Origin of the sequence: Chromobacterium haemolyticum (genome assembly GCF_002081825.1) — a bacterium.
Lineage (GTDB): Bacteria > Pseudomonadota > Gammaproteobacteria > Burkholderiales > Chromobacteriaceae > Chromobacterium > Chromobacterium fluminis.
The window spans coordinates 134203-158395 of record NZ_MUKU01000011.1 but is presented as its reverse complement, the minus strand read 5'-3'; the positions used below and the strand labels follow the sequence as shown (position 1 = coordinate 158395).

Sequence of the window (24193 nt, the reverse complement as noted above, 5' to 3'; positions counted from 1 at the left end):
AAAGCATGCCGCCAGCGTTCAATCTGAGCCAGGATCAAACTCTTCAGTTCAATTCCAAGCAAATTTTCTGGCACGCAAGATCAAAGAAACATCAAGATATCTCTCGTCTTGCAGTGCAAGTGTTTGGTCATCGACCGAGCACTTACACCTATCGGTTATTCGTTTTGTTAAAGAACGGTGCAGATCGCTGCGCTTCGTTTCCGCCGCTGCGTTGTCTGCTGAGGAGGCGAACTATACGTCACCCCCCTAAACCCGTCAACACCTTTTGTGAAAGTTTTTTGACGAAAGCCGCCTCCTGCAGGCTATCTCCATGATTTATATTGAATCATCCGCGCAAACAAACTTGAGACTCCCCGCCGGCACTGATAAGGACTGTCGCTTTCGGATTGAAAAAACGATAATTCCTCCCCTCGTCCGCCCTTCTAGAAGCACGACAATGCGCAACAAAACTTGGATTTTCGACTTGGACGACACGCTGCACCACGCCAGCGGCGGGATTTTCGCCCACATCAGCCATGCGATGTCCGCCTATATGATGAAACATCTGCAGGTGGACGCAGTGGAAGCGCGCTTGTTGCGAGAACGTTACTGGGCGCAGTACGGCGCCACCATGCACGGCCTGGTGACTCATCACAACATTGATCCGCACGACTTTCTATTGGAAACCCATAAGCTGGAGGAGCTGGAGCAGTGGCTGTTCGCCGAACACAATCTGGCGGAGTCGCTGCGCGCCCTACCCGGCCGCAAGGTGATTTTCTCCAACGGGCCGCATCACTATGTGGAGGGCATCTTGCAGCGTCTGGCGATAGAGCGGCACTTCCACTCCATATATGGCGTCGAGCAACTGGACTATGTGCCCAAGCCTCACGTGGGCGCCTTCCGTAAAGTGCTGGCCAGAGAGAAACTGGATCCGCGGCACTGCATCATGGTGGAGGACTCGCTGCCCAATCTGCTGACGGCGAAGAAGCTGGGCATGAAAACAATCTGGGTCAGCAAGCAGGTGCGGCGACCGGCGCATGTAGACATCCGCATCGCCTCCATAGGAGAGTTGGCGCGCCGACGCTGGGACTGAGATGAAAAAAGGCCGGTTTCCCGGCCTTTTCCTATATAGAGTGTCCCGCTTACTTCAACTTGATCTCGGACCACACCTTGTTCAGCTCGCGGCGGTCCTTGGCGTTCAGGTCTTTCAACTGCTGCAGGCGCGGCAGTTCGCCGGCGGTCGGGAAGATCGCATGTACCTTGGTCAGTTCCGGTTTAACGAACTTGCCGGCGGCGGCGTTGGGGTTGCCCGAGCCCATCTCGTTGGTCAGACCGGAAGCGTTCTTGCCGTCCAGCATGAAGTTGATGAACTTGTAGGCCAGGTCCTTGCGCGGCGCATCCTTCAATACCACAAAGTTGTCCAGCGACAGGGTGTTGCCTTCCTTCTGCAAGGAGAAGTTGACACCGAACTTGCGGCCGGCTTTCTTCGCGTCCTGCTGCGCCTGGTACATATCGTTGGAATAGCCCAACGCGACATATATATTGCCTACCGTCAACTCCTTAATGTAGGACTGATTGTTGAAGGCGGCCCAGTAAGGCTTGGCCTTCAGGATCACGTCGCGCGCGGCTTTCCAGTCCGCCGGGTTGGTCGAGTTGGCCGGCTTGCCCAGATACATCAAAGCGGCGGACACCAGTTCGCGCTGGGAATCCAGCACCGTGATCTTGCCCTTGAGCTTGGCCAATACGACCGGATCAAAGATCAAGGCCCAGCTATTGGCCTTGTCCAGCAAGCCCAGCTCTTTCAATTTGGTTTCGTTGTAGCCCAGCAGCGTGGTGGTGAAGGCGTAAGGGACGGAATACTGGTTGCCCTTGTCGAAGAAGCTGTTCAGATAGCCTGCGTTCAGGTTCTTGAAATTGGACAGCTGCTTTTTATCCAGCGGCTGAGCCTTGCCCTGCTTGATCAGCGCTTCCACCGCGAAGCCGGTGGGCACCACAATGTCGTAGCCCTTGGCGCCGGCGGCCAGCTTGGCCAGCATTTCTTCGTTGTCGCCGTAGAAGTCCTGAACCAGCTTGCACTTGCAGTAAGCTTCAAAGCTCTTGGCGGTGCTTTCCGACAGGTAGTTGTTCCAGTTGTAGAGGTGCAGTTCTTCCGCTGCGTACGCCTGAGCAGATACGGCCAGGGCAAGCGTCACGAGGACTTTTTTCATTGCGTTTTTCCTTCTATTCGCACAAGTGCGTTGCGACTACATGAAAAACCGGCCGGCTCCCTTGCGCCCGGCCGGGGCCCTACTACTTAAAACAGACTCTCAAAGCGTGTTTACGATCTCGCGAGCTAGAGCGGGACAAGGCGAAAACAGCTGAAGAAGCGGACTGTACATAGAGTACATGAGCATTCTGAAGGTGTTTTCAACGCCGTATCGCCGACGCGCAGCAAATCGTAAACAGGCTTTCAGCCATTGGCCCGCAACGCGCTGGGCGACACGCGCGAAGCAATGACGATCAGCACCAAGGTCAACAGCATTAGCAAACTGGAAACGGCGTTCACTTCCGGCGTTACCGCGATCTTGATCATCGAGTAGATCTCCAACGGCAGCATGCTGGCGCCGGCGCCGGCGGTGAAGAAGGTGATCACGAAGTCGTCGATGGACAGGGTGAAGGCCATCAGCGCCCCGGCGATGATGCCCGGCTTGATCACCGGCAGAGTGATCAGACGGAAGGCCTGAAACGGCGTCGCGCCCAGATCTCGCGCCGCTTCCACCAGGCTGTCGTCCATGCCCTGCATCCGCGCGCGCACCACGATGGCGACGAAACCGATGCAGAAGGCCACATGGGACAGCAGGATGGTGATCATGCCCAGTTCCAGAATGCCGAGGAGTTGGTTGACGATGACGAAGAAGATCACCAGCGACACCCCCATCAACAATTCCGGAATGGCGATGGGCGTCAGCACCAGGAAGGGCAGGAGGCGCAGCTTGTAGCGATGCATGGCGATGCCGGCCAAGGTACCCAGCACGGTGGAGCAGGCGCTGGCGATGATGCCGATGATTAGCGAGTTGGCCGCCGCGCTCAGCATCTTCTCGTTGTGGAACAGTTTGTCGTACCACTTGAGGGTGAAGCCCACCCATTCCGCATTGAGCCTGGAGTCGTTGAACGAGTACAGCACCACGATCACCAGCGGCAGATAGAGGAAGGCGTAGGTCAGCATCGCCGACGCCCACAACCAACGGGATTGTTTCTTAGCCACGTTTCTTGCCTCCTCTACCCACCATTGCGCCCAAGGCCGCAATCAGCAGCACGCCGCCCGTCAACATGATGGACAGCACCGAGCCAAACGGCCAATCGCGAGTGTCCAGTATCTGCTGCTTGATCAGGTTGCCTATCATGATGGAATCGGTGCCGCCCAGGATGTCCGGAATCGCGAACATGCCTAGCGCCGGGATGAACACCAGCGCGGAGCCCGCGAACACGCCGGGCAACGACAGCGGCCAGGTGACGCGCCAGAAGCGTTGCCAGACGTTGGCGCCCAAATCCTGTGCCGCGTCCAGCAAAGCCATATCGTGCTTTTCCAGATTGGCGTACAACGGCAACACCATGAAGGGCAGGTGCACATAGACCAGGCCGACGATGACGGCGAACGGGGTGAACAGCAGGCGCACCGGTTCAAAACCCAGCGAGGTCACCACCACGTTCAGCATCTTGGTGAACGCCGATTGCGGCCCCAGGATAATCATCCAGGCGTAGATGCGGATCAGGAAGTTGGACCAGAACGGCAGGATCACCAGCAGCAGCATCAGGTCGCGGTATTTCTTGCCGGAGCGGGCGATCAGCCAGGCCAGCGGGTAGGCCATCAGCAGGCAGACCATGGTGGTGATCCCCGCGTAGCCGGCGGATTTGATGAACAGCTCGATATAGAGCGGTTCCTCCACCAGCCGGTAGAAGTTGTCCAGGGTCAGATCCCAGACCAGCTTGCCTTCCTCGAGGTAATACATCGGCGCGAGGCCGCCGTAATCGCCCGGATTGCGGAAAGCCGCCACCACCATGATCAGCGACGGCACCAGGAAAAACAGGATCAGGTAGACCAGCGGCGGCCACGACAGCGCCCACTTGCCGAATCGATCTCGAATCGCCATGCGCGTTTACTCCGTCAGGAAGCTGCCGGCGTCGAAGCGCCAGGCCAGTTCCACGATGTCGTTGTCGTCAAAGAATTTGGCGACGCCCGGGATGCTGTTGGGCAGCATCGCTTCCACCATCACGCCTTCGCCCACTTCCACCACGTAGAGCGTGACGTCGCCCAGGTACAGGCAATCGTGAACGCGGCCCTTGAAATAAGCCTCGTCGTGGTGAGCAGGCAAGCTTTTGTCCAGCTTGACCTTCTCCGGCCGCAACGCCAGCCAGCCGGTCTGCCCTTCGCGCACGTCCGGCACGGTCAGACAGCGCACTTCGCCGCAGCCTTTCAGGTCCACCAGCATGGTGTCGCCGTCCACGCTCTTGACCTTGCCTTCCAGCACATTGCACTGACCGAGAAAGTCCGCGACGAAGCGGTTCTTGGGTTTGCTGTAAATGGTTTCCGGCGCGTCCAATTGCTCCACCTGGCCGTGGCTCATCACCGCGATGCGGTGGCTGAGCGCCAGCGCTTCGCCCTGGTCGTGGGTAACGTACACAAAGGTGATGCCCACTTCTTTTTGCAGATTGATCAGTTCCAACTGCATTTCTTCGCGCAGTTTGGCGTCCAGCGCGGACAAGGGTTCGTCCAACAGCAGCAGCCGCGGACGATCCACCAGCGCTCGGGCGATGGCCACGCGCTGACGCTGGCCGCCGGACATCTCATGCGGGTAGCGGTCGCCGAACTGGGTCAGGCGCACGTCTTCCAGCAACTCATCCACCTGAGCGGCGATCTTGACCTTGTCCCACTTGGCCATCTTGAGCGGAAAGGCGATGTTCTCGCGCACTGTCATATGCGGGAACAAGGCATAGCTTTGAAACACGGTGTGCACCGGACGTTTTTCCGGCTGCACCTGCGACATGTCTTGGCCATCCAGCAGAATCTGGCCGGAATCCGGCTGCTCGAAACCGGCCAACATGCGCAGCAAGGTGGTCTTGCCGCAACCGGAGGGCCCGAGCAGGGTGAAGAACTCGCCGGCTTCTACCGACAAGCTGACATTGTTGACCGCCGTGTAGTCGCCGAAGCGCTTGACGACATTTTTGATTTCAAGGAGAGCCATTATCTTCCCCGCCCAAGAAAAAGGGCGCCAGTTTAACAAAAAAGATAAAGCTGAGGCCGTTGAAATCCCTTGAAAATTCAAGACCTCAGCGCATTTTTTCCATTGTGCGTGCCAAGCGTTCGAACTGGGGCGGTAAGTTGCTATTTTCTCAGCAGAAAACCGCGCGCCGCCCGCTGGTTTTCGGTGCGGCGCAACATGGTTCCAATTCAAATAATTGATGCTTTTTGACAACAACTGTCGGCATCTCGCCGTCTACGAGCCGCCAAACAGCGCTTACCACTGCCCTTCGTTGAAGAAGCGGCGGTAGCGCTCCACCCAGCTCGAGATGTCGAAACCGTTGGCCTTCAGCCAGTCGTGGTTGTAGTAGCTGCCCAGGTAGCGGTTGCCGTCATCGCAGATCAGCGTGACGATGGAACCGCTGCGGCCCTGGCTGCGCATCTGCCCCACCAGCTCGCAAACGCCGTAAAAATTAGTGCCGGTGGAGCCGCCGCAACGGCGTCCCAGCACTTCTTCCAGAAAGTGGATGGCGGCGTAGCTGGCGACATTGGGCACCCGGATAACACTGTCGATGACAGTCGGAATGAAAGAGGGTTCCACCCGCGGCCGGCCTATGCCCTCAACCCCGGAGCCGCCTTCGCAGCGACAATCCATGCTGCCAGTATGGAAACTGTCGTAGAACACCGAGTTTTCCGGGTCCACCACGCACACCTTGGTCGGCAACTTCTGGTAGCGCACATAGCGGCCAAAAGTGGCCGAGGTGCCGCCGGTGCCGGCGCCGCAGACGATCCAGTCCGGCACCGGATTGGGCTCGTACGCCATTTGGGTGAAAATGGTGTCGGCGATATTATTGTTGCCGCGCCAGTCGGTGGCGCGTTCGGCGTAGGTGAACTGGTCCATATAATGGCCGTTCAGCTCCTGCGCCAGGCGTTTGGACTCGTCGTAAATGGTGGCCGGATCGTCCACCAAGTGGCTGCAACCGCCATAGAATTCGATGGCGCGGATTTTTTCCTGCGAGGTGCTCTTGGGCATCACCGCGATGAAGGGCAGGCCCAACAAGCGGGAAAAATAGGCCTCGGACACCGCGGTGCTGCCGCTGGAGGCCTCGATGATGGTGCTGCCTTCGCGAATCCAGCCATTGCACAAGCCGTACAGAAACAGCGAGCGCGCCAGCCTGTGCTTGAGGCTGCCGGTGGGGTGAGTGGATTCGTCCTTGAAATAGAGCTGTATCTCCGGCGCGCCGGGGATGGGCAACGGAATCAGATGCGTGTCGCTGGAGCGATTGAAATCGGCCTCGATCTTGCGCACCGCCTGGGCAACCCAATCAGTCATCTTGCTTCTCCAGTGTCGGAAAGTTCTCAATCGGCCATTCTAACGCGACAAGCAAGAAAAAACGCCCCGTAGGGCGTCTTGGGCTCGTAAAGGTTTTACGATCAGAACTTGGTGCCGAAGCCGATGCCGAATACCCACGGGTCGATCTTCAGTTCGCCCAGTTTGGCGCCGCCCAGTTGATCCGCGGTCACGTCGGTCTTGATCCAGATTTTCTTGACGTCCAGGTTGACGAACCAGCTTTTGTTGATCGCGTAGTCCGCGCCCAGTTGCAGCGCCGGGCCCCAGCTGTTTTTCTTCACGCTCAGATCCGTCACGCCGCCCACTTTCAGGCCGTCATTGTAGAAACGGGTGTAGTTGATGCCGGCGCCCACGTACGGACGGAAGGTGGCTTCCGGCGCGAAGTGGTATTGCAGGGTCAGGGTCGGCGGCAGCACCGAGACTTTGCCGACGGAGCCGAAGGCGTTGGTGGTGATTTCGTGGCGGGTGGTGCCCAGAATCAGCTCGGCGCCGATATTGTTGGTGATCATGTAGGTGAAATCGACCTCAGGCGCCCAGCTGTCCTTGGCGTCGACATTCAAGCCCGCCACCGCGCCGGAGTTGCTCCAGCTGGCGTCCGGGTTAACATTGATCACGCGGAAGCGCGCCAGGATGTCGCCTTGGGCGGCAAAAGCGCTAGCGGAAACCAGGCCGATCATTGCGGCGAGAGCGAGCTTTTTCATATTGGGTTCTCCTGTCATGTTTGGTCGAATGCAGGCCTGGCGCTTGCCGCCATCGTTGACTTTGACTGCGGGCAGCAGTAGCGTTCGGCGTCCGGTGGCAGATTATCCAAGCACCTAATATCAAACTTTGCGCCAGATCATGAGATGGTCATGAAATATGCAGATTTACGGGAGTTTGTCTCCCAATTGGAACAACAAGGCCTGCTGAAACGAATTGCGGCCCCGGTCTCCCCACATCTGGAGATGACCGAGATCGGCGACAGGGTACTGAAAGCCGGCGGTCCCGCGCTGCTGTTCGAACAGCCAGTCAAGGATGGCAAACGCTTCGATTACCCAGTGCTGGCCAATCTGTTCGGCACGCCCGAGCGCGTGGCGCTGGGCATGGGCGCCGCCGACGTGATGCAGCTGCGCGAGATCGGCAAGACCCTGGCCTATCTGAAAGAACCGGAGCCGCCCAAGGGCCTGAAAGACGTCTGGGACAAGCTGCCCTTGCTGAAACAGCTGCTGTCGATGGCGCCGAAGGAGGTCAGCAAGGCGCCGTGCCAGCAAATCGTCTGGGAAGGCGAGGAAGTGGATCTGGAACGGCTGCCCATCCAGCACTGCTGGCCCGGAGACGTGGCCCCGTTGATCACCTGGGGCCTGACCGTGACCCGCGGTCCCAACAAGAAACGCCAGAACCTGGGCATTTATCGCCAGCAGCTGATAGGCAGGAACCGCGTCATCATGCGCTGGCTGGCCCACCGCGGCGGCGCGCTGGATTACCGCGAATTCTGCCAACAGCACCCCGGCAAACCTTACCCGGTGGCGGTGGTGCTGGGCTGCGACCCGGCGACGATACTGGGCGCGGTGACGCCGGTGCCGGACAGCTTGTCCGAGTATCAGTTCGCCGGCCTGCTGCGCGGCAGCCGCACCGAGCTGGTGAAATGCCTGGGTTCGGACCTGCAAGTGCCGGCGCGCGCCGAAATCGTGCTGGAAGGCCATATCCACCCTGACGATACCGCGATGGAAGGCCCTTACGGCGACCACACCGGCTATTACAACGAACAGGACCGCTTCCCGGTGCTGACCGTGGACCGCGTCACCCTGCGCGAGAACGCGATCTACCACAGCACCTACACCGGCAAGCCGCCGGACGAGCCGGCGGTGCTGGGCGTGGCGCTGAACGAGGTGTTCGTGCCCATCCTGCAAAAGCAGTTTCCGGAAATCGTCGATTTCTACCTGCCGCCGGAAGGCTGCAGCTACCGGATGGCGGTGGTCAGCATCAAGAAGCAATACCCCGGCCACGCCAAGCGGGTGATGATGGGATGCTGGAGCTTCCTGCGCCAGTTCATGTACACCAAATTCATCGTGGTGGTGGACGACGACGTCAACACCCGGGACTGGAAGGAAGTGATCTGGGCGATCACCACGCGCATGGATCCGGTGCGCGACACCACCTTGATCGAGCACACGCCGATCGACTACCTGGACTTCGCCAGCCCGGTGTCGGGCCTGGGCGGCAAGATGGGCCTGGACGCCACCAACAAGATGCCGGGCGAAACCAGCCGCGAATGGGGCGTGCCCATCGTGATGGACGAGGCGGTCAAGCAGCGCGTAGACGGGATGTGGCGGGATTTGGGCCTGTAAGCCCGGAATACAAACGCCTGGCCTCTTTCGAAGCCAGGCGTTTTTTACGATTCAACGCGGTTCAAGCACTTCCGCCTGCAGCAACACGGCCTCGCGCCCCAGCAACGGATGGGTTAGGTAAGGCCCGACCCGATAGCGAATGCGCGAACCAGTCCGTTTCTTCAACGCGGCCACTTCCGCGGCCCCCAGGCCCTTGCCGTCGGTAGCGGGCTGGATGACGAAGGTGCCGCCATCCCCCTTTTCCACTCCCAAGCGCACCAGCGGCGGCGCGCCGACGGCCACCAGGGTGCCCTCCTCCCACGGCGGCAGCGACATCGCGCCGGCGCCGGCGCAAAGACCTAGCCACAGCAGCAGCCCGCGCATCATGGCTTGACCAGGATCAGATGGCTGTTGGCCGGCACCGTCACTCGCGCCACGCCGCGTGACAGCGGCAGGCTCTGCTTATAGGTTTCCGCCGTCGCCAACGCGCTCCAGCCGATTTCCTGCGCCTGGAACGGCACCGCCGGCAGCAACAAACTCTTGCCGTTGGGGAAGTACTGATTGGCCGGCAGGCTCAGCGTCTTGGCCGGGAAGCCGTAACCGCTGGCAGGATTGCCGCCCAGCGCCAGCGTGGTGTTGAGGCGCAGCATCAAGCTGCTGTAATCCCCGGCGCCCGCCGCGCGCAAACCATCGTTCAAGGCGCGCTCGCCGGTATTGGCTCCAGTCACCCACGGCTTCATCACCCCCGCGCCGAACTGGTGCAGCATCTGCATGCCCGCCGCCAACGCTTTCGGGTAGCAGGTGTAATTCGACGCCGCCACGCTCCAGCCCTTCAGATTGCAGGCCGGCCGGCGCAGGAAGCTTTCAAAGTCCCCGCCGCGGCGCAGGTCCGGATGGGAGTTGGCGTCGCTGCCGCGTCCGCCGGTGAAGGTGTCCGCCGACACCAGATAGCCCATGGTCTGGGCCGCCAGCTCGTTTTCCCACACCGTTGGACTGCCGGAGCCCGGCGGCTTGCGCAAAATCTTGTTGTAGGCGTAGAGCACGTGCAGGTATTCGTGAGCCAGCGTGGACAAGGCCAGGCTGGGGCCATTGCCCTTCATGCTCCAGTTGCGGCCCGGATCCGCCTGGGCGAAGGTATCCAGGTCCACGAAGGTGGCCAAGGCCTGGTTGCTCTTGCCCACCACGTCGCGGCACTCTTGATCCGCGCCGCACATGGTCGGCGCGGCCGACGCCAGCAAGGCGTTGGTCCAGCGCACATAGCCGAGCAAGCGGCTTCCATTGGCCTGATTCGGATCATTCAGCCGGCTCAGCACCAGATGCACGTCCTTGGTGTCGCCGGGCAGGGCCAGCGCGCGCCAGCCCGGATCGATGTCATCGCCCCAGGGCTCGCTGACGACCGAAGCTTCCAGCGGGTAGACGCTGTTGGCGAAGCGCTCGGCCAGCGCGTCGGCCTGATCGCTGCCGACGCTGACGTCCAACCCGTCCTGCGCCCACACATAGACCTTGCCGCCACCGTTGGGCAAATCCCGCATGGCTTGCAGGCTGGTGGCGCTGTCACTGTCCATATCATGCCAAACCCGTTTGTCGCCGATAACGTAGCTGGCCGCCTGCAAACTGGCCTGCTCCGCCAACAAGCGGTGCGAACCAGCGCCCCGCAACGACAAAGCGCCGGAGCGCGCCGCCGCGCCCACCGCGGCCGTCACCGCCTGGCTTTCCGCCTCCAGGCGCTCCGCGGCGGCGTCGGACCCGCCGCGCAGACCGGAGGCGCCGAGCTTGGCCTGGCTGGAGGTGTCGCCGGCGCTGACACGCGATACCACCATTTGCCAGGCGGCGCTCAAGGGATTGCCGCTGATAGAGACCGTTTGCGCCTGCGCGCCGGTATTGGTGTACTGGTAGACAGAGCCCGGTTGCGCCCTGCTGGCCGACGCCGGCAAACGGCACACATTGCCCGAGCACTGCAATGAGGTCACCTCCGCGCCGTCCGCCGCCAGCATCCTCCCAGATGCCGACGCTCCAGCGGCCGAACCGCTACTGCCGGCGCTGCCGCCGCCACCTCCGCCGCATGCGCTCAACAACGCTGAAATCACGGATACCGCCAATATTGTTTTTGTGTGTTTCATCCCTGTAGTCATCCATTTCATGTATTGAGAATGAGAAAAAATACTAATTCCATTCCAATGGCAATGACTACGGCAAATAATTACATTTTTTTATGATATTTGTTTAGTTAGAGTGACAGAAACCTACGCACAGCCGACGAAGCGCAAAGCGGGCAAGCCTGCTATCATCGCCAGGTCTTTGAATAAGGAGCTGTCATGTCCCTTCGCAACCCCAATTCCCCGCATCGCCTGAGCCGCCTGAAAACCCGTCAACGCAAGAAAATGCGCGTTGGCGAATTCCGCGAACTGGGCTTCCATCTGATCGCCTTGCTGCACGAGGGCGCGGATTCCGAAACCCTGCTGGACGCCTGGCTGGTCCAGGTGGACGACGCCGGCATCAGCTTCGGCGGCCATTTCGACGGCGCCGGCAAGCTGGAAGGCGTGGCCTTCCCGGTGGGCGAGGTCAAGATCAGCGACGAGTTGCGCCAGCAACTGCTGTCCTGGCTGCAAGCGCGCGCCGAAGTGAAATCGGTGGAAGGCGGCGAATTGATCGATCTGTGGCATAACCACTGATCTTCCTCCCTCCAATGTGAAAAAACCGGCTTCTAGCCGGTTTTTTTTATGCCGCGTCCAATGGACTGACCATCTGATAGCGTCAGGACAGCTTGCGGAACACTCTATAGCCGATATAGAGCCAGGTTTCCCTGGCCAGAAAGCGGGACCAACTGGACAGCGTCCGGTAGCGGCTGGATTGCGTGGGCGCGGGATAGGCGGTCAGGCCGATGTCGGTGGCCATCAGCACCGAGCGGCGCATATGCAGCGGATCGCTGACCAAGAGGAAGGAACGGATGCCGAACTGGCTGCTCAACTCGCGTGCGTTCTCCAAGTTTTGCCAAGTGGTGCGCGACTGGTTTTCCGCCAACATCGCCGTCATCGGCACGCCTTGCTTGGCGGCGAAGTCGCGGCCCACATCGGCTTCCGATGGATAACCCGGTTCCGGCGTACCGCCGGTGAACACGATCCAGCGCACCTTGCCGGATTTATACAGTTTGACCGCGTGGTTGATGCGCTCGCGGAACACCGGCGACGGGCGCTTGCCCCAAGCCGCCGCCCCCAACACCAGCGCCGCATCGGCTTGCGGTTCATTTGCGCTGCCGCCGAAATCGACAATGCTCCAGGCTACGTAGCTGAAGCCCAGCACCACCAGCAAAATCGCCAGCACAAAGCCTTTCAACATCAAACGCAAGTAGAGCATGGGTACCGCAAGTGAAGGGTGGAACGCCGATTGTACCCGTAAACCGGAGGCTAGCGGCAAGGCCGCACGCGCGGCGTCTACTTCTCCAATTCCCAAATCGCAGCCTGCAAGGACTCCATCCGCGCGGCGAGCGCCAGTTGCACGTCGTCCAACGCCTTGTTGTAAATGTCACTGCCGATTTTATCGGCGACGAAGTCCAGCAAAAATTGCGCGTCGAACTGCCCCAGTTCGATGCCGAACTGGTCTTGCGCATACTGTTGCAATTGCGGAGCCAGCGCTTGCAGCTGAGCGGGGGTCAACATTGAATGATTGGCCATGGCGTGCCGCCCTGTGCGATTGAAAGCCGCGATTATGGCGGCTATTCGCCGATGCTGGAAGCGGTTTCCCCACCCACTGTTAAGTGGACAGCGTCCGCCCCCATTTCAGCAGGCCCGCCCGCCACTGCCGCTGGCCGTTCAATTGCCAGGCAAGCAGTTGGTCGCCGGCCTCGCCGCGCCAGAGGGGATGCGCCCGCATTTCGTTGAGCAAGGCCTCCGCGGCCTGGCTGTCGTCAAAACACAGCGCCAGCCAATCCGCCCGCGCTCGCGTCAACACGCGGCGCAGCTTGTCCGGCCACGGCGCGGTGCCGCGCCACACCCCGACGCCGTAAAAACAGCCTGAGCGCAGCCATTGTCGCCGGATGCGCCACTGTTCGGCGCTCAGCGCGCACAGTCCGCGCGGAAACTCCAAGCTCCACCATAGCGCAGCTTGCATGTGTCGCCCTCTCAATTGTGCGGTGCACCATTTTTTATACCCGTATTCCGCTTTCGCCGCAAGCGCCGCCAGCGCGGATAAAAAAACAGGCCGCGCAAGGCGGCCTGATCAAGTTGAAACGCTCACAACGATAAGTCATACAAGGGAAATCAATTACACGGTCACCCAACGCGGCCGGGTCAGCTCTTCCGGCTTCAGCAGCAAATCCAGCTGCTCGCGGCTCAGCAGGCCTTGTTCCAGCACGATGTCGGCGACGCTGCCGCCGGTGGCGTGCGCCTGCGCCGCCACATTGGTGGCGGCGGCGTAGCCGATGATGGGGTTGAGTGCGGTCACCAGACCAATGGAGTTCTCGACGCTGGCGTGCAGGCGTTCGCGATTCGCGGTGATGCCTTTGACGCAGTTCTCGGTCAGCGTGGCGCAGGCGGCGGCCAGATGGCCCATGCTGCGGAACAGGCTGTAGGCGATCACCGGCTCGAAGGCGTTCAGCTGCAACTGCCCGGCTTCCGCCGCCATGGTGATGGTGACGTCGTTGCCTATCACCTCGTAAGCCACTTGGCTCACCACTTCCGGAATCACCGGATTCACCTTGCCCGGCATGATGGACGAACCGGCCTGCCGCGCCGGCAGGTTGATCTCGCCGAAGCCGGCGCGCGGGCCGGACGACAGCAGACGCAAGTCGTTGCAGCTCTTGGACAGTTTGACCGCGATGCGCTTGAGCACGCTGGACAGTTGCACAAAGGCGCCGCAGTCCTGGGTGGCTTCGATCAGATTCGGCGCGGTCAGCAAGGTGTGGCCGCTCAGCTCGGACAGATGCAGGCAGGCCAGACGCGCGTAATCCGGATGCGCGGTAATCCCGGTGCCGATGGCGGTGGCGCCCAGATTGATCTCCAACATCAGCGCGCTGGCTTCCATCAAGCGCTGCTCGTCCTCTTGCAGCATCACCGCGTAGGTCATGAACTCCTGGCCCAGCGTCATCGGCACCGCGTCCTGCAGCTGGGTGCGCCCCATCTTCAGGTAGTCCTTGAACTCGTCGGCCTTGACGGCGAAGGCCTCGCGCAACGCCGCCATCCGGGTCAGCAGCTTGTTGGCGCCCCAGAACGCCGCCAGCCGCAAGGCGGTCGGATAAACGTCGTTGGTGCTCTGGCACAGATTGACATGCTCGTTGGGGTGCAGATGTTGATACTCGCCCTTGGCGTGCCCCATCAGTTCCAAGGCGCGGTTGGCGATCACCTCGTTGGCGTTCATATTGGTCGAGGTGCCTGCCCCGCCCTGGATCGCATCCACCACAAACTGCTCATGCCAGCGGCCGGCGCGGATTTCCTCGCAGGCGGCGATGATGGCCTGGGCGATGGGCGCCGGCAACAGCCCCAGATCGCGGTTGGCCTGGGCGGCGGCCTGCTTGATACAGGCCAAGGCGCGGATCAGATCGCCGTAGCCGGCGATACTCTGGCCGGTAATGGGAAAGTTTTCGACTGCGCGCAAGGTGTGCACGCCCCAGTAGACATCGGCGGGCACTTCACGATCGCCTAACAGATCATGTTCTATGCGGGTCGTCATGGATGCTTCTCCTGATACGGATGACGCCACGCGCTCGCGTGGCTTGAAGCAGCGCACTCTATGCCATGCCGCGACGGCTGGCCAATTCGAAATGCCGATGGGGTCATGCAGGAAACGCATAACCTTGCCGGCGCCCGCAACGCGCCTGATCGCCCTCCTCAACAAGCCTGATATTGGCGCGTCAGATAATCCCAAAAAGCCTTCAAAGCCGGGCGCTGACGCTTCTGATCCACGTAAAGGCGAATGTCCATCTCCACCTGCCAGGACTCGTCGCCGGCGGCCGCCAACAAACCCTCCTGCGTCTCCCGGCGCGCCGAACTCTCCGGCAAGAAAGCCAGGCCATGCCCTTCCAGCACCATGTGTTTGAGGCCTTCCGCCATATCGGTTTCATAGCGCAGCGCCAACTTGGCCGGCTGCGGAGCGGACTCCAGGATCAGATCGCTCATCAACCGGAAATAGGCGTTGCTGGCGTAGCCGAGAAAGGGCAACGGCTGCTGCCCGCTGCCGGGCAGTTGGTAGCGCGGCCGACCGGCCTCCGCGATCGAGAACGGCCTCAGCCGCTCAACGCCCAGCTTCAGTCCCTGATAGCGGGCGTCGGTCAATTCCACCGGCTGCTTGGGATGGTGGTAGCACATCAATAGGTCGCTGCCGCCTTCCACGAAAGCCAGCAGCGCGTCGTGCACATTGCTGGCCTGCAACCTACAGGGCAAAGCGCCGTAACCGCTCTGCGCCTGGGACAGCCATTTGGGAAAGAAGGAGAAGGACAGCGTGTGCGGCACCGCGAACTCCAGCGTACCGGCGGCCAGCGGCTGCAAACCGCGCAACAGAGCGCGGCTGGTGTTGAGCTGGGACAGCATGGTCACCGCCTGCTCTCGAAACAGCGCGCCGGCCTCGGTCAAGCGCGTAGGATAGGTGGTACGGTCGATCAGGTCAGCCCCAAGCCAGCTCTCCAGCGACTTGATTCGCCGCGAGAACGCCGGTTGAGTCAGGTGGCGCAGTTCCGCCGCGCGGGTAAAGCTGCCGGTTTCCGCCAGCACTAGGAAGTCTTCAAGCCACCGGGTTTCCATCGCGCTGTTCCGCCAGGTTGATCAGGAGTTGCGATAGTAGCGCAAACGCAGCGCAAGCCGGCGACTTTGACCTGCTGCAAACCCAAAGTCATAAACCGGGGTAGAATAACGCAACTATCTGGCACCATCCGCATGCATATTACTCATTTCATCTGGCAAAAGCTGCTGGGCATGGCGCCCGGCGAGATCCAGAGCGGCGACACGCTCTGGCTGCTGAGCCCTCGCCAGCACATGCCCTTGCTGACGCAGCGACGCGCGCTGATGCTGGTCAACCGCTGCCGGCTGTTCGCCATCTTGTTCTCCGCGCTGACGCCGGCTTGGGCGGTGATCGACTTGCTGACCCTGCCCTATCCGCTGTCGCTGCAACTGGCGGCGCTGCGCCTGTTGGTCTCCGCCGCCTTCGTCGCGCTGGCGGTCTGGCAGCCGATGGATGGCCGCCTGCCCTCGGCCTATCGCGGCATCGCGCTCTTGTTCGCCATCCCCACCCTGTTCTACATCGCCTCTCACTTGCTGCTGCGCCGTTATCATCTGGAGGGCTTGTCCGCCGCCATCGGCGCCGGCTACGCCTTCCTGCCCTTCGTGCTGCTGGCCGGGCTGGCGATCTTTCCGCTGACGCTGCTGGAGAGCCTGGCTTTCGCCAGCCCGGCCTTGCTCGGCTTCGTGCTGACCAGCCTGCTGGACCTGAACGGCGACAACCTGCCCGGCTTCGGCGGCGAGTTCTGGCTCTTGTCTCTGCTGGCCGGCGTCTCCGCCATCGCCAGCGTCAGCCAGTTGGCCTTCATCATCGTGCTGGTCCACCAGGCGATACGCGACCCGCTGACCGGGATCTTCTCGCGCCGCAGCGGCGAGGAGATGCTGGGCTTGCTGGAATTGCAGGCTCAACGCAGTCGGCAACCGCTGAGCCTGGCCTTTATCGATCTGGATCACTTCAAGGCGATCAACGACCACTATGGCCACCTGGCCGGCGATCAGGTCTTGCGCCATTTCGCCGAGCTGATGGAAGGAAGGCTGCGACGCAGCGATGTGCTGGTGCGTTGGGGCGGCGAGGAGTTCGTGCTGCTGATGCCCGGCGCGCAATTGGCCCACGCGGCCCAGGTCATCGCCCGGCTGCGCGCCCAGGGCCTGGGCGAGCGGCCTGAAGGCCTGCCCCTGACCGCCAGCATCGGCGTGGCGGAGTTGTTTCAGGATGGCTGCGCCGATTGGCGCGCGCTGGTGGACCTGGCCGATACCCGCATGTACCGGGCGAAGCAAGCTGGGCGCAACCAGGTCGTGATCTCCGACTAACGCTTTACCCGCCGGGCGAGTTTGCTTATCGTTGACGGCATGACCGTTCTCACCGCCTCGTTCCGTCTCCGCCCTCGCGGCGTCACCGCCGCGCTGCTACTCAGCCTGTTGGCCCATGGCGCGCTGCTGTGGCTGGCCAAGCCCGGCGGCCGCCCGGACGCCGATGCGGCCCCGCCGCTGCGAATACAGCTGAATCCGCCTGCTCCGGCCGTTGCCCCGCCTCCGGCGCACGCCGTCGCGTCCGAGCCTCCATCCCCAAAACCTGCCGCGGCTCCGCGGCGTCCGCCGGCCGCGGCGCGGATAGACGCTCACGGCCCCGGCGAGCGTCGCCATCAAGGCGGGCTTGGGCGAAGCCAAAGCGAAGCTTCGGCCCCCAGCCCGGGCTTGACCTTGGGCGGCCTGCGCCAGCAAGTGCGCGAACAAGCCGCCGCCGCGCCGGAAAAAATCGCCCCGCTGCCGGCCGACCCCGCCAAAACGAAATTGGCCCGCTCTATCGAGCGGGCCGAAAAACCGGACTGTAAGACCCGCTACTCCTCATTCGGCCTGCTGGCGATCCCTATCTTGGCTGTGCAAAGCGCGCGCGAGGACGGCTGCAAATGGTAAGCCGCCCGTCTCACGAGGCCGCGTTCGCCTGCGTCACCCAGTCCTGAGTGGCCTTGGCCGCGTGGAACTCGCGCACCGCTTTTTGCAGCAAGGCAAACGCCGCGGGCGCGTCAAGACGTCCGCAAGCCTCGTCCATGCTCGCCAGCACCTCCCGCATTTCCGTTTCCGGCAGGCAGTATTCCTGGGCCCGCATGATGCGCTCGTGATCGGTGGCCAGCACGTTGTCGCCGATCAGCAACTCCTCGTACAGCTTCTCCCCCGGCCTCAGGCCGGTGATGCGGATCTCGATGTCGCCGCCGGGCCGGCTCGCGTCCTTCAACTCCAGGCCGGACAGATGGACCATGCGCCGCGCCAAATCGATGATGCGCACCGGCTGGCCCATATCCAGCACGAACACGTCTCCGCCGTCCCCCATCGCGCCGGCTTGTATCACCAGCTGCGCCGCCTCGGGAATCGTCATGAAATAACGGGTGATATCGGCGTGGGTCAGCGTAATCGGTCCGCCTGCCTTGATCTGGGCTCGGAACAAGGGCACCACCGAGCCGGAACTACCCAACACATTGCCGAAGCGCACCATGACGAAGCGGGTGGCGCTGCCGCGCGTGTGTCGAGTCTGCAGCGTCAGCTCCGCCATGCGCTTGGTGGCGCCCATCACATTGGTGGGACGCACAGCCTTGTCGGTGGAGATCAGCACAAAGGTGTCCACGCCGCAATCCTCGGCCGCGCGCGCGGTGGTGTCGGTGCCAAACACATTGTTGACGATGCCGGCTACGGGATTGTGCTCTACCATGGGCACATGTTTGTAGGCGGCAGCGTGATAAACGGTATCCACCTTGAAGGCTCGCATCACCTGCACCAGCCGCTGGTAATCAGTAACCGAGCCCAGGACCGGCGTGCGCGCCGGCGAACCCGCGGCGCGATCCAGCTCCTGATCGATGGCGTACAGTGCGTATTCTGACTGCTCGAACAGGATGATGCGCGCCGGCTGGTTCTTGGCGATCTGGCGCACCAGTTCGGAGCCGATGGAGCCTCCGGCGCCGGTGACCATTACCACCTTGCCGTGGATATTGCGCGCCAGCAGATCGGGCTTGGGCGGCACCGGGTCGCGGCCCAACAGGTCTTCGATCTCAACCTCTTTCAGCTCCTCCACCCTCGCCTCGCCGGACACCAGGTCCGCCATGCCCGGCAAACGCTTGATCGGCACCCGCAGCAGTTCCAGAGTTTCCAGTATCTCGCGCTGGCGACTGCGGCTGACCGAAGGCATCGCCAACAGAATGCACTTGGCCTCCAGGTCTTTGACCAGCTGCGGCAGATCACGCGGCGGATGCACCGCCACGCCGCGGAAGGTGCGGCGATGCAGTTCGGGGCTGTCGTCGACGAAGGCCATCGGCCGATATTCGCGGCCGGCCTGCAGGGCCAGCATCAGTTGCACGCCGGCATGGCCGGCGCCGTAGATGATCACGTGCTCACGCGGCGCGTCCACCGCGTCGATGCGGCGCACCAGGCCGCGCAGCAGAAAACGGCTGCCCCCGATATAGGCCATGGCGAACACCCAGAAGATGATCACCGAGGTGCGCGGCATCGCCCAGATGTGAGCCATCTGCAGCACCGCCTGCAACACCAGCACCGACAAGGTCACCCCGGAGAACACGGTCAGGATGATCTTGTCGTCCAGATATTTGAGCACCGCGCGGTAGAGGCCCAGCTTGATGAAGATGGGAATCGCCCACAGCGGCGGAACGATGAAAATCCACAAATGCGGATTAAGCTTGGGGTCCCAATAGCCGCCCAGGCGGAGGAAAACCGCGCTCCACAGCGCCAGCGGCAACAGCAGCGCGTCCATCAGCGCCAGCATCGCCATCTTGTTGTGGCGGGAGAAGGCGAGCAGTTTTTCAAACATGGTCATTCTTTCGCGTCCGGCGGCCGTTGATACAGCGCATCCGGACAACATTCCTCGTTATCTTGGCCATCGCTCAGGCTCAGCAGCGCAAAGCCATGCGTCTCGTAGAAGCGGCGCGCGCTTTGATTGGCCTGGAACACGAACAGCCGGCAAGCCGGCGCCGGGGGCGACAACAACCGTTGCAGCAGCATTCCGCCGACTCCCGCGCCGCGATGTCCGGCGCTGACATATAGCTGGTCCAGCCATAGCACATCGTCTTGCAGCGACGCGGCAGCGAAGCCGGCGATATCGCCGTTCCGTTCCGCCAACCATGCTCCGCCGGACGGCAACAGCGTGCCGGCGAACCAGGCTCTCACCTCCGCCTCGGCATGCGCCAGCGGCGCATAATTCATCTCGCGGCGACAGGCCAGATAAATGTCCGTCAGAGCGACGACATCGGCGGGTCCGGCCAAGCGGATGGAAACCGTCATCGACTGACGATCTTCATCAGCGTGGCGACGATGATGCGGACATCTTCAAACAAGCTGTGGCTTTCGGCGTAGCGCACGTAATACGCCAATTTTTCCGGCAATACCTGCTCAATGTAAGCGCACTCCGGATCCTCGGCGCGGCCCAGGATTTCGTTCTCGTCTATCATCTTGATCGACGCCCAGTCGGTGATGCCCGGGCGCACCGACAACACGATGTCGCGGACCTCGTCCGGATAGTGGGCGACGTACTTGGGCACCTCGGGCCGCGGGCCAACCAAGCTCATATTGCCGAACAACACGTCGATCAACTGCGGCAGTTCGTCCAGCTTGGTCTTGCGCAGCAGGCGGCCGGCGCCGGTGACGCGCGCGTCCGCGCCGACGGTCAGCTGGCCGTGGCGCTCGGTGTCCACCTGCATGGTGCGGAATTTGTGGATGCGGAACAGCGTGCCGTTCCGCCCCACACGCACCTGGCGGAAAAACACCGGGCCCGGCGAATCCAGCTTCACCCACAGCGCCACCGCGAGCAGCGGCAGCGCCAGCACGGCCAGGCCCAGGCCCGCGGCGACGATGTCGAAGCCGCGCTTCAACAGCCGCGAACCGTGGCGGCGCGGGCGGCAGCACGGCGGCAACAGGCCGCCGCTGTCTGAACCACGCTCGCTCATGCGCTCAGAATCTCGCGCACCGCGGCGATCACTCGGCTCTGGTCATCGTCCGTCATCCGGGTGTACAGCGGCAGGGTCACTTCGGCCTCGAAGGCGGCGTCGGTCACCGGGAACTGTTCGCGCGTCAGCTGATAGCCGTCGCGCCACACCGGCTGGCGATGCAGCGGAATGAAGTGCACCGAGCAGCCTATGCCCTTTTCCGCCATCCGGGCGATGAAGTCGTCGCGGCTGACGCCGGCCTCCGGCTTGATGCGCACCGGATATAGATGCCAGGCGTGATTGCTGCCCGCGTCCTTGGGCCGCGCCGGCAGGATCAGTGGCAGGTCGGCCAGCTCGCGGTCGAAGCGCTGGGCCATCGCCTCGCGTAATTCCTGGAAGCGGCGGATCTTCTTCAACTGGTGGATGCCCATCGCCGCGGCGGTATCCGGCATATTGTATTTGAAGCCGGGCGCCACCACTTCGTAGAACCAGGCCGGGGTCTTGGACACATAACGGTCGAAGGCGTCGCGGCTGATGCCGTGCAGACGCATCACCTTGCAACGCGCGATGATGTCCTTGTTCTTGGACACCACCATGCCGCCTTCGCCGGTGGTCATGGTCTTGTTGGCGTAGAAGCTGAACACGGTGACGTCGGAGTCCAAGGTGCCCACCAGCTTGCCCTTGTAATAAGTGGGCAACGCATGGGCCGCGTCTTCAACGACCTTCAGCCCGTGTTCGCGGGCAATGGCGATGATCTCGTCCATCTCGCAAGCGAGGCCGGCGAAGTGCACCGGCATGATGGCGCGGGTCTTGGCGGTGATCGCGGCGCGGATCGCGTCCGGGCTGATATTGAAGGTGGCCGCGTCCACATCCACGCATACCGGGTGCGCGCCCAGGTAGCGCACCACTTCGGCGGTGGCGGTGAAGGTATAACTCGGCACGATGACTTCGTCACCGGGGCCGATGCCTATCGCTTCCAGCGCCAGGTGCAGGCCGGCGGTGGCCGAGTTGACGGCGATCGCCTCGACGCCGTCGCCGATGAACTGCGCGAAATCGGCCTCAAACTGCTTGGTCTTGGGACCGGTGGTGACCCAACCGGAACGCAGCGCGTCGACCACTTCGTTGATCTCGTCCTCGCCGATGTCCGGCAGGGCGAAGGGCAGGAATTTTTGTTCGCTCATTTCTCAGTCTTTCGTCTTTGAGCAGCCGCTCTCGGCCGCCCTCCATGTCCATCGCCTCACGCCCCGCGCACGACCTGCAAAATCATTCGTAGGGCGGAGGCTCCAGTGGAGCCTTCCGCTATTTTCATCCACGACATCGACAACTTGACGGAATGCCCTCAAACGGGCTTCCGCCCTTCGACAACGCTACCGCTTCACCGCTGCCAGAAAGCGCCGCGCCAGCACCGCGTAATCATGGTGTTCCAGCACATAAGCGCGGCCGGCCACGCCCATCGCTTCGCGTTCGGCTATAGGCGTCGCCGCCATCCGCCGCGCAGCGTCGGCAATCGCGGCCGGGTCCTCGGCGCCCACGCTGATGCCGGCGCCGGCGTCTTTCACCATATCGTTGCCGGCCTCCACCGAGTGGATCACCGGCTTGGCGGCCATCAGGTAGTCGAACAGTTTATTGGGGTTGATGCCAAAGCGATAGATCGGCAGCTTGCGCCAGCCTATGTAGAGCGCGTCGCACTCTGCCAGGAAGACCGGCACGCTGCGTTTGGCAATGGATGGCAGCAACATCACATTGTCCAGCCCCAACTCGGCCGCGCGCGCCGCCAAGGCCGCCTTGTCCGGACCGTCGCCGACCAGCACGAAAGTCACCGCCGCGTCCCGCATCAGCGCCGCCGCCTCCAGCAAATAATCCAACGCATTGGCCAAGCCGTGCCCGCCGGCGTAGCCGATCAGGAAACGCCCTTGCGCCTTCAATTCCGCCAGCCGCATCCGGTGCTCGACCGGCAGGGCCTCAGCCTCGCCCCGCCATTCCGCGACGTCGACGCCGTTGGGAATCACCACGTACTTGGCCGGGTCCATACCGTGCGCCACCATATAGTCCTTGGCGCAGGGCAGCATGGACACCACGGTGTCGGCCTTGCGGTAGCCGAAATCCTCGGCCCACTGCAGCAGGCGGATGAAGGGATGTTTGGGCGACATGCCGCCCACCTCCACCGGCGTCAGCGGCCACAAATCATGCACTTCGTACACCAGGCGCGCGCCGGTCTTGGCGGCGATCCACGCCGCCGGCACCGTATCCAGCGGATAGGTGGACGAGGCGATCACCACATCCGGCTTCCACTGCTTCAGATAGCGGCCAGACAAGCCCATCACCCGGGCCAGAAAACTGAAGATATTGAGCACGCGACCAAGCCCGTTGCCGTCGTAAGGGCGGGTCTTGCACCAGGTGTAGCGGATGCCGTCTATGTCTTCGTCCCGGTATTTGCCGTCCACCTGCGGATGGGTCTGCCGCAGATGGGACACATCGGCGGCCAACATATTGACTTCATGGCCGGCGCTCACCCATTCCCGCGCCAGATAATAGGGGCGGAATTCCATGCCGTGCCGGGGGCTGCCGGCATAGTGGTTGATGTAGAGTATTTTCATGATTTACAGCGTTGCGTACAGCTTGACCAGCTTGTCGGCCTCGGCCGCCCAACTGTATTTGTTCAATATCGCCTGCTTGCCGGCTTCGCCTAAGGCACGCATGCGCGCTTCGTCGGTCATCAGTTCCTTGACAGCTGCGGCGATGGCGGCCGGGTCCTGCGGGTCCACCAGCAGGCCGCAGCCGGCGTCGTCCACGATTTCGCGCCACACAGGGAAGTCCGACGCGATTACCGGCATGCCGGCGGCCATGTATTCGAACAGCTTGATCGGCAAGGCGTCGACGTAATTCGGCGTCGGAAACAGCGTCACCAGGCCGATCTTGCTCTTGGCCAGCACCTCGGCCACGCCCTTGCGGTCCAGCACGCCGAGGTCGTTGACCCGCGCCCAGCCGGGCAGCGCCGACACCCGGGCCTTCAAATCGCTCTCGCTCCACGGCCCGGCCAGGTTCAGCCGCGTCGCGGTGTCCGGCAGTGCCTCGACGATGGGTTCAATGCCGCGGATGCGCGAGATGCCGCCGATATAGCACAGTTCGTTGCGGCGCTGTTCCCACGGCGTGTCGCGCACCAGTTCTTCCAGAATGGGAAAGTTGCATACGTCCAGCGCGCGGGCGCCCAGTTTCTCGAAGCGCTTGCGGATATGCGGCGTCGAAGTCACCACCGCGTCGAAGCGGCGCGCCGCCCAGTCCTCCAGCGCTTCAAAGCCGCTAGACACCAGGGACCGCACCGCGCCGGGTATCCAGTATTTGGCCAGGATCTGGCGCGGCACGTCCTCATGCACGTCGTAAACCACCTTGATACCGGCCTGCTTCAGGCGCAGCGCGGCGGGGATCAGCTCCGGGTCGTGAAAGTGGACCACGTCCGGACGTAGCTTCAGCGCCGCCTGGTAGACGCGCTTGACAGTGCTGGTCATCCGCGCCAAACGGCCGCCGGATTTAGGGCCCACATCGTGAAAGCGCACGCCGCGGTTGATCTCCTCGCCTTGGCCGTCGGCCACGATCAGCGTCACCTCGTGCCCTGCCGCGGCCAGACTTGCGCATTCCTTGACGAAGATGCGGATGTCGTGGCGCGGGTGAGCGGAAGTGAGATGGGCAATTTTCATATTAAGCTCTGTTTA

Annotated in this window: 25 protein-coding genes; 6 read left to right on the top strand and 19 right to left on the bottom strand. The window is 62.2% G+C overall.

Features of this window, described 5'->3' with window-relative positions; all coding sequences use genetic code 11:
• Together B0T39_RS25825 and B0T39_RS10930 are read left to right on the top strand one after the other, a co-directional pair.
• The coding region (locus tag B0T39_RS25825; protein WP_217806223.1) for a hypothetical protein at nt 1-250 on the top strand (250 nt) is incomplete at its 5' end.
• Nucleotides 251-436: 186 nt separating this feature from the next.
• Complete coding sequence (locus B0T39_RS10930; RefSeq protein WP_081546480.1) at nt 437-1072, top strand: pyrimidine 5'-nucleotidase; 636 nt, start codon at nt 437-439, stop codon at nt 1070-1072.
• Nucleotides 1073-1121: 49 nt separating this feature from the next.
• Here B0T39_RS10930 and B0T39_RS10925 read toward each other — a convergent pair whose 3' ends face one another.
• From B0T39_RS10925 to B0T39_RS10900, 6 genes are all read right to left on the bottom strand, one after another.
• Nucleotides 1122-2186 carry an ABC transporter substrate-binding protein gene (locus tag B0T39_RS10925; RefSeq protein ID WP_081546478.1) on the bottom strand — a complete coding sequence of 355 codons (1065 nt, stop codon included), beginning with the start codon at nt 2184-2186 and terminating at the stop codon, nt 1122-1124.
• Between the two features lie 242 nt (nt 2187-2428).
• On the bottom strand, nt 2429-3223 hold the full coding sequence (locus B0T39_RS10920) for an ABC transporter permease (protein WP_254894535.1): 795 nt from the start codon (nt 3221-3223) through the stop codon (nt 2429-2431).
• Entirely contained in the window at nt 3216-4109 is an 894-nt protein-coding gene (locus tag B0T39_RS10915) for an ABC transporter permease (RefSeq protein ID WP_176219538.1), read from the bottom strand. Before B0T39_RS10915 ends, B0T39_RS10920 begins: the two co-directional genes overlap by 8 nt.
• 6 nt (nt 4110-4115) lie before the next feature.
• Nucleotides 4116-5201, bottom strand: coding sequence for an ABC transporter ATP-binding protein (locus tag B0T39_RS10910; protein WP_081546474.1), 1086 nt, complete (start codon nt 5199-5201; stop codon nt 4116-4118).
• 273 nt (nt 5202-5474) lie between these two features.
• Nucleotides 5475-6530: a PLP-dependent cysteine synthase family protein gene (locus B0T39_RS10905; protein ID WP_081546472.1), complete on the bottom strand. Its 1056-nt coding sequence runs from the start codon at nt 6528-6530 to the stop codon at nt 5475-5477.
• 101 nt (nt 6531-6631) lie between these two features.
• Nucleotides 6632-7249, bottom strand: a complete 618-nt coding sequence (locus B0T39_RS10900; RefSeq protein WP_081546470.1) for an OmpW/AlkL family protein — start codon at nt 7247-7249, stop codon at nt 6632-6634.
• 150 nt (nt 7250-7399) lie between these two features.
• Between B0T39_RS10900 and ubiD the strand changes: the two genes are divergently transcribed.
• Complete coding sequence (ubiD, locus tag B0T39_RS10895; protein WP_081546468.1) at nt 7400-8875, top strand: 4-hydroxy-3-polyprenylbenzoate decarboxylase; 1476 nt, start codon at nt 7400-7402, stop codon at nt 8873-8875.
• Between the two features lie 51 nt (nt 8876-8926).
• Here the strand turns inward: ubiD and B0T39_RS10890 are convergent, their stop codons facing one another.
• Nucleotides 8927-9241: a hypothetical protein gene (locus tag B0T39_RS10890; protein ID WP_141111176.1), complete on the bottom strand. Its 315-nt coding sequence runs from the start codon at nt 9239-9241 to the stop codon at nt 8927-8929.
• Nucleotides 9238-10941, bottom strand: coding sequence for a hypothetical protein (locus tag B0T39_RS10885; protein WP_176219537.1), 1704 nt, complete (start codon nt 10939-10941; stop codon nt 9238-9240). The genes B0T39_RS10890 and B0T39_RS10885 overlap by 4 nt, the downstream gene beginning before the upstream one ends.
• Nucleotides 10942-11169: 228 nt before the next feature.
• Here B0T39_RS10885 and B0T39_RS10880 point away from each other — a divergent pair, with 228 nt between their 5' ends.
• Nucleotides 11170-11526: a 50S ribosome-binding protein YggL gene (locus tag B0T39_RS10880; RefSeq protein WP_081546462.1), complete on the top strand. Its 357-nt coding sequence runs from the start codon at nt 11170-11172 to the stop codon at nt 11524-11526.
• An 82-nt stretch (nt 11527-11608) separates the two neighbouring features.
• On the opposite strand, the gene B0T39_RS10875 is transcribed toward B0T39_RS10880, so the two are convergent.
• The 5 genes from B0T39_RS10875 to B0T39_RS10855 all read right to left on the bottom strand — a co-directional run bounded on the left by B0T39_RS10875 (nt 11609) and on the right by B0T39_RS10855 (nt 15585).
• The gene (locus tag B0T39_RS10875; protein ID WP_019103655.1) at nt 11609-12208 is read right to left on the bottom strand and encodes a YdcF family protein; all 600 of its coding nucleotides are present in this window, start codon (nt 12206-12208) and stop codon (nt 11609-11611) included.
• 77 nt (nt 12209-12285) lie between these two features.
• On the bottom strand, nt 12286-12525 hold the full coding sequence (locus tag B0T39_RS10870; RefSeq protein WP_081546460.1) for a DUF2164 domain-containing protein: 240 nt from the start codon (nt 12523-12525) through the stop codon (nt 12286-12288).
• Nucleotides 12526-12604: 79 nt separating this feature from the next.
• Nucleotides 12605-12961 (bottom strand): hypothetical protein, encoded by a 357-nt coding sequence (locus tag B0T39_RS10865; protein WP_081546458.1) that lies wholly within the window; start codon nt 12959-12961, stop codon nt 12605-12607.
• A gap of 153 nt (nt 12962-13114) precedes the next feature.
• Nucleotides 13115-14518, bottom strand: a complete 1404-nt coding sequence (gene aspA / locus B0T39_RS10860) for an aspartate ammonia-lyase (protein ID WP_081546456.1) — start codon at nt 14516-14518, stop codon at nt 13115-13117.
• A 158-nt stretch (nt 14519-14676) separates the two neighbouring features.
• Nucleotides 14677-15585 (bottom strand): LysR family transcriptional regulator, encoded by a 909-nt coding sequence (locus B0T39_RS10855; RefSeq protein ID WP_081546454.1) that lies wholly within the window; start codon nt 15583-15585, stop codon nt 14677-14679.
• A gap of 132 nt (nt 15586-15717) precedes the next feature.
• On the opposite strand from B0T39_RS10855, the gene B0T39_RS10850 reads away from it, so the two are divergent.
• Entirely contained in the window at nt 15718-16869 is a 1152-nt protein-coding gene (locus B0T39_RS10850; protein ID WP_081546452.1) for a GGDEF domain-containing protein, read from the top strand.
• 39 nt (nt 16870-16908) lie between these two features.
• On the top strand, nt 16909-17472 hold the full coding sequence (locus B0T39_RS10845; RefSeq protein ID WP_081546450.1) for a hypothetical protein: 564 nt from the start codon (nt 16909-16911) through the stop codon (nt 17470-17472).
• A gap of 10 nt (nt 17473-17482) precedes the next feature.
• Here the strand turns inward: B0T39_RS10845 and B0T39_RS10840 are convergent, their stop codons facing one another.
• The 6 genes from B0T39_RS10840 to B0T39_RS10815 all read right to left on the bottom strand — a co-directional run bounded on the left by B0T39_RS10840 (nt 17483) and on the right by B0T39_RS10815 (nt 24178).
• Nucleotides 17483-19372: a polysaccharide biosynthesis protein gene (locus tag B0T39_RS10840; protein WP_081546448.1), complete on the bottom strand. Its 1890-nt coding sequence runs from the start codon at nt 19370-19372 to the stop codon at nt 17483-17485.
• A 2-nt stretch (nt 19373-19374) separates the two neighbouring features.
• Nucleotides 19375-19842 carry a GNAT family N-acetyltransferase gene (locus tag B0T39_RS10835; protein WP_081546446.1) on the bottom strand — a complete coding sequence of 156 codons (468 nt, stop codon included), beginning with the start codon at nt 19840-19842 and terminating at the stop codon, nt 19375-19377.
• Complete coding sequence (locus tag B0T39_RS10830) at nt 19839-20504, bottom strand: sugar transferase (RefSeq protein WP_081546444.1); 666 nt, start codon at nt 20502-20504, stop codon at nt 19839-19841. The genes B0T39_RS10835 and B0T39_RS10830 overlap by 4 nt, the downstream gene beginning before the upstream one ends.
• The gene (locus B0T39_RS10825; protein ID WP_081546442.1) at nt 20501-21664 is read right to left on the bottom strand and encodes a DegT/DnrJ/EryC1/StrS family aminotransferase; all 1164 of its coding nucleotides are present in this window, start codon (nt 21662-21664) and stop codon (nt 20501-20503) included. The genes B0T39_RS10830 and B0T39_RS10825 overlap by 4 nt, the downstream gene beginning before the upstream one ends.
• Nucleotides 21665-21850: 186 nt before the next feature.
• Nucleotides 21851-23080, bottom strand: coding sequence for a glycosyltransferase family 4 protein (locus B0T39_RS10820; RefSeq protein WP_081546440.1), 1230 nt, complete (start codon nt 23078-23080; stop codon nt 21851-21853).
• 3 nt (nt 23081-23083) lie between these two features.
• Nucleotides 23084-24178 carry a glycosyltransferase family 4 protein gene (locus B0T39_RS10815; RefSeq protein ID WP_081546438.1) on the bottom strand — a complete coding sequence of 365 codons (1095 nt, stop codon included), beginning with the start codon at nt 24176-24178 and terminating at the stop codon, nt 23084-23086.
• Nucleotides 24179-24193: the final 15 nt, after the last annotated feature.